The organism is Spirulina subsalsa CS-330 (assembly GCF_028330765.1).
GTDB classification, from domain to species: Bacteria; Cyanobacteriota; Cyanobacteriia; order Cyanobacteriales; family Spirulinaceae; genus Spirulina; species Spirulina subsalsa_A.
Window position 1 is genome coordinate 25,185 of record NZ_JAQMTY010000079.1, and the last position, 14,655, is coordinate 39,839.

Consider the following 14,655-nt stretch of genomic DNA (forward strand, 5'->3'; position numbering starts at 1 on the left):
TCACTGCCATTTAGCAATCCGCCGTAACCCACCGATTCAGAGGTGTGTGACCCTACTCTTGAGTTTGCAGCAAACCAATAGGGCATTCTAACCCTGTCCCCCCCAGGCCACAGTAGCCGTTGGGATTCTTCGCCAGGTATTGCTGGTGATAGTCTTCGGCGTAGTAGAATTCCGGCGCGTCTAGAATTTCTGTGGTGATTTCACCATAGTTCGCGGCTTGGATCACCGCTTGATAGGCTTGCTTGGAGGCGATCGCCGCCTGCTGCTGTGCCTCAGAATAGGTGTAAATCCCGGAGCGGTATTGCGTGCCCGTATCATTCCCTTGGCGCATCCCTTGGGTCGGATTGTGGCTTTCCCAAAACACCTTAAGCAGCATTTCGTAGGGGATCACCTGGGGATCGTAGACCACCAGCACCACCTCGTTATGCCCCGTTTGCCCAGTACAGACTTCCTGATAGGTCGGATTGGGGGTTAAGCCCGCCCCATAGCCCACCGCTGTGGAATATACGCCCTCTAACTGCCAAAACTTCCGTTCCGCACCCCAAAAACACCCCAGCCCAAACATCGCCAATTCCATCCCTTCCGGAAACGGAGCTTTGAGGGGATGACCGTTAACAAAATGTTGTTTCGGAACCGGCATCGCTTGGGAGCGTCCCGGTAAGGCTTCGCCGGGGGCCGGCAAGGTTAATTTTTTACCAAAACCAAATAAACCCATAGTGTAAAAATATTGGCCGCAGCCATCACGATGTACATCTATACAGTCTAGCGATCCTCCCCAAGAAGGTTAGGGAATTGCGGCGCGATCGCACCCCCCAATCCAGACCTGGGATCAATTGTTACGGTTTATTGACGCAATGATCCCCGCCATGCCCATCCTCTCGTGTGCTGGGAATGAATTCATGCCATCCGCCCCTTGACCCTAGAGGATTAGGCTTCTTAGATATAGGCAAGCGATCGCGCCGGCTGTCTGAAGATGCGATACCTTCTGTTCATCCAAATGCTTTTTTGATAGCAACCCTGATAACAAACAAAACGTACCGATGGCCGAACAACGCCAATCCTTAGAAGAACTTACCTTGCGGCAACTGCGTAAAGTTGCCAGTGACTATAACATCTCTCGATACAGCAGAATGCGGAAATCGCAACTTCTCGCTGCTATCCAAGCGATTGAAATTGAACGCCTAGCTCCCCCCCTTTCATCTTCCGTTAACTTAGCGAGTCAACCAACCGAGGAAAAAACAGCAGTGGAAGCATCAAAGTTTGAAGTGGGTCAATACGACGAAGCCCTCCCGGATTTAGCTTCTGTGGATGCAGACTTACCCGACTTACCCAGTGGCTATGGTGAGAGTTGCATTGTGTTAATGCCTCGTGATCCCCAATGGTGTTACACCTATTGGGATATCCCCAACGACCAGAAAGAAAGCCTCCGTCGTCAGGGTGGACAACAACTCGCCCTCCGCATTTACGACGTTACCAACATCAATCTCAACGACCAAAACCCTCAAAATACCCAAGAATACCCCTGCGATGAACTGGCCCGCGAGTGGTATTTACCGATTCCGATCAGCGATCGCGACTACATGGTCGAAATCGGCTATCGCTGCATGGATGGCCGTTGGCTCAGCCTCGCCCGTTCCGGCATCGTGCGCGTCCCCCCCGTCTACCCCTCCGACTGGATCGAAGACCGCTTCATGACCGTAGAATGGGAACAAGAACTCGCCGGAAAATCCATCCATCACTTCGAGCAAATGGGCGGCGAAAGCATTGAAGACGAAATTCGCCGCCGGATGCGCGAACTCGAAGAAGTCGCCGCCACCAAACGCCAAGCCGGTTCCATGTTCCGCGCCGAAGAAAGCCTCAGCTCCTACATCTTCCCCTCTGGGATCGGTCAATGGGCCTCTGGTGCTGGCATGTCCGGAGCAGGTTTAACCATGTCCGGTGCGGGGATGTCTGGGGCAGGCTTAACTATGTCCGGTGCTGGCATGTCCGGTGTGGGTTTAACTATGTCCGGTGCTGGCATGTCCGGTGCAGGCATATCCGGTGCAGGCTTAACCATGTCCGGTGCAGGTGTTTCCGGTGCAGGGATAATGTCTGGTTATGGCATGGGTGAAACCCTCGTCTCCGGCATGGGCATGATGTCTGGCATGGGCATGATGTCCGGTTATGGCATGGGCGAAACCCTCGTATCCGGTATGGGCATGATGTCCGGGGCAGGCTTAACGATGTCCGGTATGGGCTTAACCGCTTCGGGTGCGGGCTTAACCATGTCCGGTTACGGAATGTCCGGCTTCGGCATGGGTGAAACCCTCGTCTCCGGCATGGGCATGATGTCCGGTTATGGCATGGGCGAAACCCTTGTCTCCGGCATGGGCATGATGTCTGGCGCAGGTTTAACGATGTCTGGCATGGGCTTCACCGCTTCGGGTGCGGGCTTAACGATGTCTGGTTATGGGATGTCCGGCTACGGGATGTCTGGCATGGGCATGATGTCTGGGGCAGGCTTAACCGCTTCTGGATCTGGTATGGGCATGATGTCTGGTTATGGGATGTCCGGCTACGGGATGTCCGGCATGGGCATGATGTCTGGGGCAGGTTTAACCGCTTCTGGGTCTGGTATGGGCATGATGTCTGGGGCAGGTTTAACGATGTCCGGGGCTGGCCTCAGTGGCTTAACCATGTCCGGTTACAACATGTCCGGCGTTGGTTTTTCCGCCTCTGCCCCGCCGATTCGCCCCCGCAAATTCTGGCTTGTGGCCGATGCTGAATTGATCGTCTACGGCGCAACGGAACCCGATGCCACCGTCACCATTGGCGGTCGTCCGATTAAGCTCAACGAAGACGGAACATTCCGGTTCCAAATGTCCTTCCAAGATGGCCAACTGGACTACCCGATCATGGCGGTGGCCTCCGATGGTGAACAAACCCGTGCGATCCACATGGAATTTGAACGCCAAACGCCATCCCGCCACACCAATACACGGGAAGAGGCAACCCTAGAATGGTTCGACGCTTAACCACAATCTCTATGCCGATTAACGGACAATTGAAATAGCGCAATCGAGCAAGGCTCATGTCTTGATCTATCTAGCCCTGGTTTTCACAACTGGGGCTAGATTTTTGCGATTCAGTTTCACGATCGCACCTTTTTCTCTCGTGATGCGATCGCCCCCCTTGGAACTTAATCCCCCCCAACCACGTCCGCAATCTATAGAAAATATCGGGTTAATTCTGCCGTCACTCAATCCCTGTTGTTATCGATCGCTCCTTAAAAAAATGACTATGCGTTTATCTCGCCTTTCTCTCACCGCCCTTGGCTTTTCCCTCCTCAGTACCATGGTGCTCGGTAATGCGCTCTCGGTCTCGGCCCAATCCACCAACGAGCCAGCGGCAGAGGAAGCCGATGTCGTTGTTGAGCCCGTAGACAATCCCCGCTTTTCCTGTCAATCCATGGATGCAACCCCCACCGTTGCCTACAGCCCCGTCGAACAACCCAATCAACAGTACGCCTGGGCAGCCCCCCGCAGCTTAGGCGGCGGCTGGACCGCAGAACGACGTTGTGCAGAGATTAGCCGCCGCCTCGAAGAATATCGCCCCGATGGTTTGGTGGAACTCAGCACCGGCATGGAAAACGGCTATGACACCATCTGTGTGACCACCGAGGATGATCCCACCTGTCGCATCGTCTTAACTGTTCCCCCCGGTCAAGACCCAATCGCCACCCGCGACAGCGTGTTCAATAACCTCACCCTCGCCAACAGCGGCCAACAAACCCAAGGCGTTCCCACACTCCAAGACCGCAACCGTCCCGGCAATATTCTCGGTGATTTGCGTCAAGTGGGCGATATTTTCGGCGTGGACTTACCCGGTGGTGGTGCAGCGAATCCCGCACCCTCCCGATCCAACTTCGGTGGCATTAACCTCCGCCCCTTCCTCGCCCCCTCCGATCGCGGCACCGGTGAACAGTTAAATCTCCGCTCCTCTGCACCGATCCCCACCACGCCCTCCAATCGTCGCCCCGCTCCCCAGGGTTTACCGATTGATTTTGATATCTAGAACGTTCCTACGGTGACAGGTTGCTTCTGTGTGTTATGTTCCCAAGTCCCTACGGTGTAGGGGCTTTTTTTGTGCTACTGCTCAAAATGGTGCAGCGTAGATCATCGGAGCAAACAGGATGATTAAGGCAGGAAGACGGTATGGAAGCAGCGGTACAGGACTATCACGAGCGGGGGTTTACGGTGGTGCGGGGTCAATTCGGCGGGGCGGCGTTGGGGGCGATCGCTACGGCAACGGCGGCCTGTTTTGAAGCGATGAATGATGCGATCGCTCGCCATGGCCCAGCCCACATTCCCCTGCCCCCGTCCTACCGCTTCGACCCCTATTCCACCGCCCTCAACCCCATCGCCCTCGAAGATTTCGGCCTCGCCTCCTTCGCCGCTACGCTCCGAGCTTGTCTCACCGCTGCCCCGGATGGGCTGGCATTGTTGGACGCGATCGGCGGTTTCACCCACTGCACCCTAACCCGCGCCACTCTCCGCCAACAATACGCCCCCCATCGCGCCCACCCGCTCCACCACCCCAACCGCTGGCATCAAGAAGGGGCCTACGGTGTGACGTTTCCACCCCAGCCCGATGCGCCGCCCCACTGCACCACACCCCCCACGCCGATGGTGACGCTGTGGCTCCCCCTCACCCCCTGCGGCATCGATGCCCCCAGCCTCGAACTCTATCCCATCCCCCAAACGCAGCTTTTCCACTATCACGCCCTCAGCGATCGCACCCTCGCCGCCCACTTCGCCCCCACCCCGCCAGAACTCTTACCCCTAGAACCGGGGGACGGGGTCTTGGTGCATTGGGGGACGTTACACCGCAGCGGGGTACGAGCCGGCATGAGGTGCGATCGCTTCAGTCTCGGCCTCCGCTGGTTCAATCCGACGCAGATCCCAAAAAGTTTAAGGGGCGATCGGTGGCTGATACGCTCAAACCTTTGGGTATGATCATCTGTAAGAACATTAAAAAATCGTGGAGGCTTAACCCATGAACCACTTGTTAGCCGAAATGATCCAAAAAATCCAGATATTATCTGAACCGGATCAGAATCGTATTGCTAAAGATGTTATACAGTCCATTGATCGCATCCTCCAACAGACACAAGAAACGCCAAATTGTTCTCTCGTTCAGATGTTGCGATTGCCTATCTTAGATGAAGAGGAAATAATCTGTTTTGAGCGAGACAAGGATACAGGACGAGATTTTATTTTATGAAATATCTTCTGGATACTTGCGCTTTATCAGAATACTTGAAGAAAAAGCCGGATCACTCAGTGCTCTCTTGGATGTCTGAACAGGATGAGAATGCGTTATTTCTCAGTATTTTGACCATTGGTGAAATCAAAAAAGGGATTGTCAAGATAGAAAATCTTCATCCTGAAAAAGCCAGGATGTTATCGCAGTGGCTTGATAGCATAGAAGCGCGGTTTACATCTCGTATTCTGCCAATTGAGCAGGATGTGATTGATGTATGGGCAAAAATGTGTGGTGAAGCGTTGAGACGGGGGCAAAAACTTCCTGTCATTGATAGTTTAATTGCTGCAACCTGTCGCTATCACAATTTGAACTTAGTGACTCGCAACGTTAAGGATTTTTCGATGATGAATGTTACTTTAATTAATCCTTGGAGTGGGGAGAAATGATGAGAAAATTCAGGTGCGATCGCTTCAGTCTCAACCCCGCTCATACCTCTGCCCTCACAAACGATCTAACAATGCTAACTGAGGCTTTTTTCAATGGCCTGGGATGGGCTGGATGATGTCGCTTGGGGTTCACCTGCTCCGGTCAGGGGGCAGGCGCAGGGGTCTTGGGCGAGCCATTGGGAGCCGACGGTGTGGAGGGCGGCGAGGACGGGGCGGAGGGATTCGCCTTTGGGGGTGAGGGTGTATTCAACGTGGGGGGGGACTTCGGCGTAGACGCGGCGTTCGGCGAGGCCGTAGGTGGTGAGGGTGCGGAGGCGGGCGCTGAGGGTTTTGGTGCTGATGCCGGGGAGGGCTTTGAGGAGTTCGTGGGTGCGGCGATCGCCCCCAAACAGTTCCCGCAGGATCAAGATTGACCATTTATTCCCCAACAGATCCACCACATATTGAATCGGGCATTGGGTCACGGGGGCGGCGCAATTGTCCGGGTTTGCCATGCGGATTACCTTGTGTTTTTTCTTTTGATTAATCCAGATTGGCGGGCGTACTGTCGCCCTTTGCCCGGAAAACTTAATAATTTGTAGAATCAGCCTCAACCCCTGACGGCATCCTAATTGTTTCCCTTGGGAAACTTAGGGGTAGAGTCGGAAACCCTCTTGTCGGCTTGGGGGGCTTGCGCAAGGATGGGAGAACTTGAATGAACTTTCTTGCGAATTGCACCCTATGGTTACTGCGTTGCCGACTCCCCAAATCGATGAGATTCGCCCCGGCGTGAAGGCTCCGGTGAAGGAAACTCTTTTGACACCGCGCTTTTATACGACGGATTTTGAGGCGATCGCCAAAATGAGCCTCGCGTCCCAAGCCGATGAACTCGAAGCGGCGATCGATGAACTCAGAGCCGACTACAATCGCCATCACTTCGTCCGCGATGATGAGTTTAACCAAGCCTGGGATCAATTGCCGGAACATGTGCGATCGGTGTTTGTTGATTTTCTTGAACGGTCTTGTACCTCGGAATTTTCCGGGTTTCTCCTCTTTAAAGAACTGTCACGCCGCCTCAAAACCGATAGCCCGAAACTCGCTGAAGCCTTTGGCCTCTTGGCACGGGATGAAGCGCGGCACGCGGGCTTTTTAAATAAGGCGATGGCGGATTTTGGTGTGTCTCTGGATTTGCGCTATCTGACGAAAAAACGCTCCTATACATTTTTCCCGCCGGAATGGGTGATCTATACGGTGTACCTTTCGGAAAAAATCGGGTATTGGCGTTATATTTTGACCTTTCGCCATTTGGAAAAGCAGCCGGAATATCAAATTTATCCGCTGTTTCGCTATTTTGAGCAGTGGTGTCAGGATGAGAATCGCCATGGGGATTTCTTTAAGGTGTTGTTGCGATCGCAGCCTAAACTTTGGAAAACTTGGACTTCTCGCCTCTGGGCCCGCTTTTTCCTGTTAATTGTGTTCGTTACTCATACCTTGACGGTGTTTGAGCGATCGGATTTTTATGAAATGATCGGCCTTGATGCGAAAACCTATAACCGGGATGTGATTCGCAACACCAATGAAACCTCACTGCGGGCGTTTCCGGCGGTGTTGGATACGAGCCATCCGGACTTTTTCCGCCTCATGGAAGACTGTTCGGACGCGAATTTGGAGTTAACGCGCCTCAGTGAGAGCGATCGCCCGGCTTGGCTCAAAGCCCTGCAAAAATTGCCCCTCCAGGCCCGCATCGCTGGGAATATCCTGCGTCTCTATTTCCTCAAATCCATTGACGCGGAAGCGCAACGCGCCACGGTGCATTAAGGCCATTTTAAAGTTGGTTGGGTGCATCCCACTGTTGCAGATTTCCATGGCTCGCCAGGGATCACCCTCATCCCCAGCCCTTCTCCCGCAGGAGAAAGGAGCCAAAAGCCCTCTCCCTCAGGAGAGGGTTGGGTGAGGGATTGCATAGCTGGGATGCACTCAGTTGGTTCACGCTGGTTCCCCCGTCTCCTGGCATGAGGAGATGGGGGATTTTTGCAGCGGTTGGCACTGGCTCCATCCTGTACCCTAGAGGCACAGACTCCACCCGTAACAACCGATGCCCTCTGTAACCCTGTATAGCTCCAACCGCTGCCCCTACGCCCACCGCACCCGCCTAACCTTGACGGCAAAGGGGGTAGAGTTTGAACGAGTCGAAATTGACCTTGACCATAAGCCGGAGAATTTTCACGAGATTTCTCCCTACGGAAAAGTGCCGGTGTTGGTGGTGGGGAGCGATCGCATTTGGGAATCCGCAATTATTAATGAATATATTGATGAAGTATTTCCCGATCCGCCCCTGCTGCCCACCTTACCGGGAGAGCGGGCGATCGCTCGGATTTGGATCGACTTTGTGAACACCAAATTCACCACGGCCTTTTATAAACTTCTCCTCGCCCAAGACCCCGCCCAACAAGACCAGTGGCGCGAAGAACTGTACCACCATTGCCGCTTCCTCGAAACCGAAGCCCTCCAACCGGATCAGCCCTACATCCTCGGTGATACCTTGAGTTTGGTGGATATTTCCATTTATCCCTGGTTGGAGCGGTGGTCTGCGATCGCCGCCCATCGTCAATTTCCCCTCCCCGCCGACTGTCCGCGCCTCCAGCACTGGTGGCACACCCTCCAACAACACCCCACGATCCAAACCTGGCAAAACGACCCCGCCCAATATGTCGAAGACTATCGCCGCTATGCCAACAACACCGCCACCAGCACCACCGCCCAAGAACTGCGCCAACCCTAAGCCAAGCTCCGCCCCATTTTCCCCCATCCTCAGCCCCACCCCCCGTGGGGTTGCGAGGAAAATATGTCAAAATCAACGATTAATCATGCAATTGGTCAAGGGGAGCACAGCACCGTGACAGTTCAAGACATCATCGATAAAGGCGGGGTCGCCATCTGGCCCTTACTCTTCCTCTCCGTTCTCGCCATGGGGGCAATTTTCGATCGCCTCTGGTTTTGGTCGCGTGTCCTGCTTCAAGAGCGGCAAATCCTGATGAGCGTCATGGACACCGCCTATCGTAACTGGGATGCCGCCGTCGAAGTCGCCCGCGACTACCGCGAGCATCCCATGGGTCGATTTCTCTATACCCCGCTTCATCTCACCCAACCCGAACCGGAGGTGTTTCATCTCGCCCTCGAAGCCGCCGCCGATGACGAACTGGCGATGATGCGCCGAGGCGATAAAATCCTCGAAGCCGTGATCGCCCTGTCGCCCTTACTCGGCCTCCTCGGTACAGTCTTGGGGCTGATTAATTCCCTCGGCTCGATCAGCATTAGCGACCTTGGAACCGCCTCCACCGCCGGGGTCACGTTGGGGATCGGGGAATCGCTAATTTCCACTGCTGCCGGACTGGTGGTGGCGATTATTAGCCTCGCGTTTTATCGTCTCTTTCAGGCCTTTCTCTTCGGTCAAATCCGCGTTTTCCGCAAGGCCGGCAGCGATCTCGAAGTGCTCTATCGCCAACGGTGGATCGAAGCAGAACAGATGAAACAACCCCCCAGCCCGAAAAAAATCCTTGAGATTTAAATCTGGTAATTGGGTGGGAAATGCCCATCCCACCGGCCCGAATTCTCTCCAGTTCGCCCCTTAAAATTCTGATGAGTCAATCCCCCTCTACGCCTCCGAAAAAACGTGCCCCGGCCCCGGCGGCCCATCCCCTCCAGCTTTGGCAAGATAACCACAAACAAGAGGAAGTGCGGATTGAGATTATTCCGCTGATTGATGTGATTTTTTGTATTTTGACGTTTTTTATTTTGGCGGCGGTGGGGGTGTCGCGGCAGCAGGCGATTAGTTTGAACTTGCCGAAGGCGACGACGGGCACGGCGCAGATGCAGGAGATGTTGATCATCAGTTTGGATGATTTTGGGCAGGTGTATGTGGAGCAAAATCCGGTATCAACGCGAAACCAATTGTTTCAGGCGGTGGAGAGTTATTTTGCGACGCGGCCGGATGGGTTGATGGTGTTGTATGCGTCGAAGGAGGCGCGGTATGACGAGGTGATTCAGGTGTTGGATATTTTGCGAGAAGTGGGGGGCGATCGCGTCGCCTTAGCCACGCTCCCCGAAGGTCAAACCCCGCAATCGGTTGAGCCTAACCCGATTGATCCCAACATGATCCCCAACGGTCTCCCCGACAGTGAACTCCCGCCGGACTTTGGACAACCCGGCCTCGATCCCCTTGCCCCTAGTCCAGATAGTACCTTTCCCCCCACGGATGCCCCCGATTCCCTCGCTCCCCTCGGAGCACCGCCTATTCCCACCCCAGACCCGGAGCCGAATTTACCGGCTCTCCCAGCGGAGTAAGGCCGGCGCGATCGCGGTCAACTTGCCAGCGTTTGAGGGCGCGGGAAAAGGCACTCAGCCCAGAGAAACCGAGGAGATAGGCCACTTCACTTTTGGTGAGGTCATCTTGGGTGAGGAGTTTGGCGGACATTACTTGGCGCACATCATCGAGGAGTTGGGTGAAGGTGGTTCCCTCCCGTTGGAGGTGATGTTGCAGGCTGCGGGAACTCATCATCAGGCAGGTGGCGACTTCCTGGATCGTGGGCAGATGGCCGTAGAGACTGATGGCGAGGATTTGCCGAACCCGATCGCTCACCAGATTGCCCACCGATTGCGTCAGGAGTACCTGCCCCTGCTGCTCAAACAGGTTAAAAAAATGGGGATTCGCCCCAATCACCGGCAACGTCAGCATCCGGCGATCGATCACGCAATAGGTTTCCTCGCCGCCAAACTGAAACGCCACATCGCCGAACGTCTCCCGATGCACCGTCAAGCCTGGATCATCGGATGGCGCAGCATAGTGAAATCCCATGCGTTGAATCAACTGGGTTTCCCGCCCCACCAACCGATCAAAAATACATTTGAGCGCAGACATCACATAATCCACCACATACCGCTCCGCCGGATGCCAACCCATCTCACTGCTGGCGATCGCCAACTGCACAACCGTCGCATCTTGGCGCACCACAAACCGCTCCACATCCGCCAACAGCCGCTCATACTGGGTCAAGATCGTCAACGCATCCCCCAGCGTTGGTGCATTCATCATCATGTAGCCCACCACCCCCAAGCTATTCAACAGCGCGTAGCGACCGAGCTTTAAGCCAATCTGTAGATCCTGAGTGACGCGGGCCAGTTCGTCCCACATGGCCCAGGCTTGCAGTACCGGAAAACGCGCCCCCGCTTGCAGCAGCATGGCCTGATCAATGCCGACTCGCCGCATCATGGGGGCGATCGCCACTCCGTGCGCTTGGGCCATTTGGAGAAAGGTATAGATGAGGTGGGCAGAGACAGTCGGAGAACGCTGGAGCATTGCACTAATTCGGATGCTTTACAAAATTTCACGGGGCATTGTGCATAAGGCCAAACTTTTGGCGTTGTCGGCCAACCTCATTTTTGATTAACCCTTTCATAATGCAACAAATAGCATCTTCACCATCATCATCGGGTGAATATTTCAGGTCGTCGTTGGCTCGATGTCTGAGGTTCAGCAGATCGTAAAGTGCATTTTTAATCCTGACATTTGCCCTCAACCCCCATGTCTACCTCCTTAAAACTCTCTCGAAAACGTGACGCGATCACACCTTCTCCCAAAACAATGCCTTCCCAAAAAGGTGCGATCGCACCCCCCACGACCACCCTCCCCCCTGGGGCGTTGATTGATAATGTCAGCCAAGCCGCGCCAACCGTGCAACGGCAAGCCACCGGAGCAACCGCCGCCCCGGTCGAAATTGAATCCGAAATTCACCGCGCCCAAGGCAGCGGCCAAGCCCTCGACCCGCAGCTACAGCGTTCCATGGGTCAAGCCATGGGAGCCGATTTCAGCCATGTCAAAGTCCACACCGATCGCACCTCAGATACGCTCAACCACGCCCTCCAAGCCAAAGCCTTCACCACCGGCAGCGATGTCTTTTTCCGCCAAGGGGAATACAACCCCAGCAGCAAAGGCGGCCAAGAACTGATCGCCCACGAACTCACCCACGTCGTCCAGCAAACCGGCGCAGCGGTGCAACGTCAACACGATCCGATCATTCAACGCCTAGGTTTGTCAGACGCATCAAAACACCTCACTTCCCCTGATCCGGCTGCCGATCAAGTAGCACGGGCCGACTTTATTCGAGACAATTTTAGTGATTTTTGGTTTCGACTCCGGATGGATCGGCCATTATGTGATGCAACATTAGACTTTACTGATAAAAATCTTGCCGGTGAAAACCTGAGAATCATTCGAGATGCCTACCATGCGTCGATTGGTTTGCCGGCCATTTTCGATCAATATATTCCCTATGATGGGCCTGATTATGTCAATATTGGCTCTCGTTTGAGAGATCGATTAATCGCCCAAGGTCGAGATAATTTTACGATGACAGATATGGAAGAAGTATTAAGAGAATTAGCTGGCCCCGTGAGAACTATAATTCACAATGAACGAAGTAAGCCAGCATTTGCAGCCGATTACATTGCGATGTCCGATGCGTTTGGATATGGTGCTGGAGGGGGGCGTGAGCGAACTCGGGGGCGGGGTGATGCTAGTGCAGACTAATAATGATGCTTGAATATCTTTCTATTACGTTCATTCCCTTAATTTTGGATCATGAAATAGAGGCTACTCAGTATAGGAAAAAAGTTAGTCAAAAATCTCTAGAGGTTGATCGCAAGCAATAGAAATTCACGATAAAAAAAAGACTCATGACCGAGACTCAAACAACCCATTCAGACCAATTACAGGAACTTTATAACGGGGTTGCATGGGTGCGATCGCACCTCAGCCACTATCTCGAATCCGGTCAAGTGCAGCGCGACCATCCGCCGCCGCCCGTATCACGCTTGGCGAGTCTGTCGCAGCGGTTGGGGTTGTCTTCGTTTGAAGCGAAAATTGTGCTGCTCTGTGGGGCGATGGAACTTGATCCCCATGGTGCGACCCTCTGCGCTCAGATGATGGGCAACCCAGACCATAGCTATCCGACTCTGGCGCTGGCGTTGATGTTGTTTCCCGATGCGGCGTGGGATGTGCTGTCGCCCCAATGTCCGTTGTTACGGTGGCAGGTGGTGAAGCTGGATGCAACGTTGGGATTGACCCGCGCTCGGTTGACCCTTGACCCTCGGATTTTGTGCGATTTACTGGGCGTGCCTGCGTTCGATCGCGCCCTAGCTCCTTGGATTCATCCCCTCAGCCTCGAAACCATCGCCCTGCCGCCGTCCCAGCAAGCGATCGCCGATCAAGTCATCCCCGTCTGGCGTTCCGGTCAGTATCCCCTGGTGCAACTGTGCGGCACAGATCGCCAGGCCAAACGTGCGATCGCCCTCACCATTGCCCAGACGTTAGGCTTGCAGATTTATCAACTCCCGATTAGTAATCTGAGCAGCGATCGCGACACCCTCACCACCCTAAAGCAGCAATGGTTGCGGGAAGCCATTCTCAGCCAAGCGATCCTCTTGATTGATGCCGATGCCCAAACCCAGCCGGAGCAAAAAATCGCGATCGCGTCCTTTGTCGCCGGCCTCCCCGTTCCTCTGATCCTGAGCAACCAAAGCCGCCAACCCCTCAACGAAACCAGCCTCACCTTTGAATTGCGCCCCCTCCCCTACCGCGAAAAGCGGCAACTGTGGCACACCTATCTCGGCGATCGCGCCGCCGATCTCAACGGCCACCTCGATCCCCTCGTTGCCCAATTCAGCCTCAACAGCCACACGATCCAAGCGGCCTGCGCTGCCGTCCAAGATGTCCCCAGCCCCGATTTAAGCGATCGCCTCTGGCACTATTGCCGCACCCAAGCCCGCCCCCAACTCGACCACCTCGCCCAGCGCATCCACTGCACCGCCACCTGGGACGACCTCGTCTTGCCCGATCGCGAACGTACCATCCTCCGCGACATCGCTACCCACGTCAAACAACGCGCCAAAGTTTACGAAAAATGGGGGTTCGCCGCCAAAAGTGTTCGGGGGCTGGGGATTACGGCTCTCTTTGCCGGGGCCAGTGGGACGGGGAAAACCATGGCCGCCGAAGTGCTGGCCCAAGAATTCCAACTCGATCTCTATCGCATTGATCTCAGCGCCGTTAGTAGTAAATACATTGGCGAAACCGAGAAAAATCTCCGCCAAATTTTCGACGCTGCCGAAGCCGGATCAGCCGTTTTACTCTTCGATGAAGCTGATGCTTTATTTGGCAAACGAACGCAGGTAAAAGATAGTCACGATCGCCACGCCAATTTAGAAGTGAGTTACCTCTTACAACGGATGGAATCCTATCAAGGCTTGGCGATTTTAACCACCAATCTCCGCGATTCCCTCGATCAGGCCTTTGTGCGGCGGCTCCGGTTTATGCTCACCTTTCCGTTTCCCAAGGCAGAACATCGTTACGCCATCTGGCAGCGCATTTTTCCCCCTCAAACCCCCACCCAGGCGTTGGATTATGACGAATTGGCCCAGCTTGAAGTAGCGGGGGGAAATATTCGAGCGATCGCCCTCAATGCCGCCTTCGTTGCCGCCGAAGCCCATGAGCCGATCCAAATGAAACATCTCCTCAAAGCCGTGCGCGTCGAATATTTAAAAATCGGTCAACCCTTAACCAATATCGATCTTGAGGTATGGCTCGATCCGGAAAACGTCACCGCATCCGCATCATAATCAGGGGCGATCAACTATCTGGCTAACGTGAGTTTGATGAACAGAAAGGGGCAAGAAAAACGCTGAGACTGAAAAAAAGAAAGCCCCGACTCAGCAATAAATACCAATTCAACCCAAGAAAACCGTCTGGATGTGACATTCCGCAAGTTACTCAAACATTGCTCCATCAATGGTGCGTCAGATTGATGAATTCATGATGATATATAGCGATCTTAAATCAATCGGAGATCTTATCTCCTCATCAACAAGGGGCTTCAGCCCCTTGCCTGTTCATGAATCAAATAGGATTGCTATAGAGGGTTGAATGGTCTGACGC

The 14,655-nt window shown here is 54.3% G+C and carries 13 protein-coding genes and 2 pseudogenes; 12 read left to right on the forward strand and 3 right to left on the reverse strand.

Going from position 1 to position 14,655, the window contains the following annotated elements; genetic code table 11:
• Positions 1–52 precede the first annotated feature (52 nt).
• Complete coding sequence (gene msrA / locus PN477_RS05325; RefSeq protein ID WP_272116778.1) at positions 53–715, reverse strand: peptide-methionine (S)-S-oxide reductase MsrA; 663 nt, start codon at positions 713–715, stop codon at positions 53–55.
• A 325-nt stretch (positions 716–1,040) separates the two neighbouring features.
• On the opposite strand from msrA, the pseudogene PN477_RS20820 reads away from it, so the two are divergent.
• The 6 genes and pseudogenes from PN477_RS20820 to PN477_RS05350 all read left to right on the forward strand — a co-directional run.
• Positions 1,041–1,622 (forward strand): annotated as a pseudogene (locus PN477_RS20820) (DUF4912 domain-containing protein); the annotation flags it as partial.
• Between the two features lie 1,041 nt (positions 1,623–2,663).
• A pseudogene (locus PN477_RS20825) lies at positions 2,664–3,014 on the forward strand (DUF4912 domain-containing protein); the annotation flags it as partial.
• A 265-nt stretch (positions 3,015–3,279) separates the two neighbouring features.
• Entirely contained in the window at positions 3,280–4,053 is a 774-nt protein-coding gene (locus tag PN477_RS05335; RefSeq protein WP_272147049.1) for a COP23 domain-containing protein, read from the forward strand.
• Positions 4,054–4,193: 140 nt separating this feature from the next.
• On the forward strand, positions 4,194–4,994 hold the full coding sequence (locus PN477_RS05340) for a phytanoyl-CoA dioxygenase family protein (RefSeq protein WP_272120464.1): 801 nt from the start codon (positions 4,194–4,196) through the stop codon (positions 4,992–4,994).
• Positions 4,995–5,034: 40 nt separating this feature from the next.
• Entirely contained in the window at positions 5,035–5,262 is a 228-nt protein-coding gene (locus tag PN477_RS05345; protein WP_272147051.1) for a hypothetical protein, read from the forward strand.
• The gene (locus PN477_RS05350) at positions 5,259–5,690 is read left to right on the forward strand and encodes a type II toxin-antitoxin system VapC family toxin (RefSeq protein WP_272120462.1); all 432 of its coding nucleotides are present in this window, start codon (positions 5,259–5,261) and stop codon (positions 5,688–5,690) included. The genes PN477_RS05345 and PN477_RS05350 overlap by 4 nt, the downstream gene beginning before the upstream one ends.
• Before the next feature lie 74 nt (positions 5,691–5,764).
• On the opposite strand, the gene PN477_RS05355 is transcribed toward PN477_RS05350, so the two are convergent.
• On the reverse strand, positions 5,765–6,184 hold the full coding sequence (locus PN477_RS05355; protein WP_272120460.1) for a winged helix-turn-helix transcriptional regulator: 420 nt from the start codon (positions 6,182–6,184) through the stop codon (positions 5,765–5,767).
• Positions 6,185–6,410: 226 nt separating this feature from the next.
• Between PN477_RS05355 and acsF the strand changes: the two genes are divergently transcribed.
• The 4 genes from acsF to PN477_RS05375 all read left to right on the forward strand — a co-directional run bounded on the left by acsF (position 6,411) and on the right by PN477_RS05375 (position 10,013).
• Positions 6,411–7,487 carry a magnesium-protoporphyrin IX monomethyl ester (oxidative) cyclase gene (acsF, locus tag PN477_RS05360; protein WP_272120458.1) on the forward strand — a complete coding sequence of 359 codons (1,077 nt, stop codon included), beginning with the start codon at positions 6,411–6,413 and terminating at the stop codon, positions 7,485–7,487.
• A 277-nt stretch (positions 7,488–7,764) separates the two neighbouring features.
• Positions 7,765–8,451 (forward strand): glutathione S-transferase family protein, encoded by a 687-nt coding sequence (locus PN477_RS05365; protein ID WP_272120456.1) that lies wholly within the window; start codon positions 7,765–7,767, stop codon positions 8,449–8,451.
• A 114-nt stretch (positions 8,452–8,565) separates the two neighbouring features.
• On the forward strand, positions 8,566–9,237 hold the full coding sequence (locus PN477_RS05370; protein WP_072623073.1) for a MotA/TolQ/ExbB proton channel family protein: 672 nt from the start codon (positions 8,566–8,568) through the stop codon (positions 9,235–9,237).
• A gap of 71 nt (positions 9,238–9,308) precedes the next feature.
• A complete protein-coding gene (locus tag PN477_RS05375) occupies positions 9,309–10,013 on the forward strand; it encodes an ExbD/TolR family protein (protein WP_272120453.1) in 705 nt (234 codons plus the stop codon).
• Here PN477_RS05375 and PN477_RS05380 read toward each other — a convergent pair.
• The gene (locus PN477_RS05380) at positions 9,961–11,025 is read right to left on the reverse strand and encodes an AraC family transcriptional regulator (RefSeq protein ID WP_272120451.1); all 1,065 of its coding nucleotides are present in this window, start codon (positions 11,023–11,025) and stop codon (positions 9,961–9,963) included. The two genes, PN477_RS05375 and PN477_RS05380, sit on opposite strands and share 53 nt — an antisense overlap.
• A 225-nt stretch (positions 11,026–11,250) precedes the next feature.
• Here PN477_RS05380 and PN477_RS05385 point away from each other — a divergent pair, with 225 nt between their 5' ends.
• Together PN477_RS05385 and PN477_RS05390 are read left to right on the forward strand one after the other, a co-directional pair.
• The gene (locus PN477_RS05385) at positions 11,251–12,255 is read left to right on the forward strand and encodes an eCIS core domain-containing protein (protein WP_272147053.1); all 1,005 of its coding nucleotides are present in this window, start codon (positions 11,251–11,253) and stop codon (positions 12,253–12,255) included.
• A gap of 146 nt (positions 12,256–12,401) precedes the next feature.
• Complete coding sequence (locus PN477_RS05390) at positions 12,402–14,339, forward strand: ATP-binding protein (RefSeq protein WP_272120447.1); 1,938 nt, start codon at positions 12,402–12,404, stop codon at positions 14,337–14,339.
• Positions 14,340–14,655: the final 316 nt, after the last annotated feature.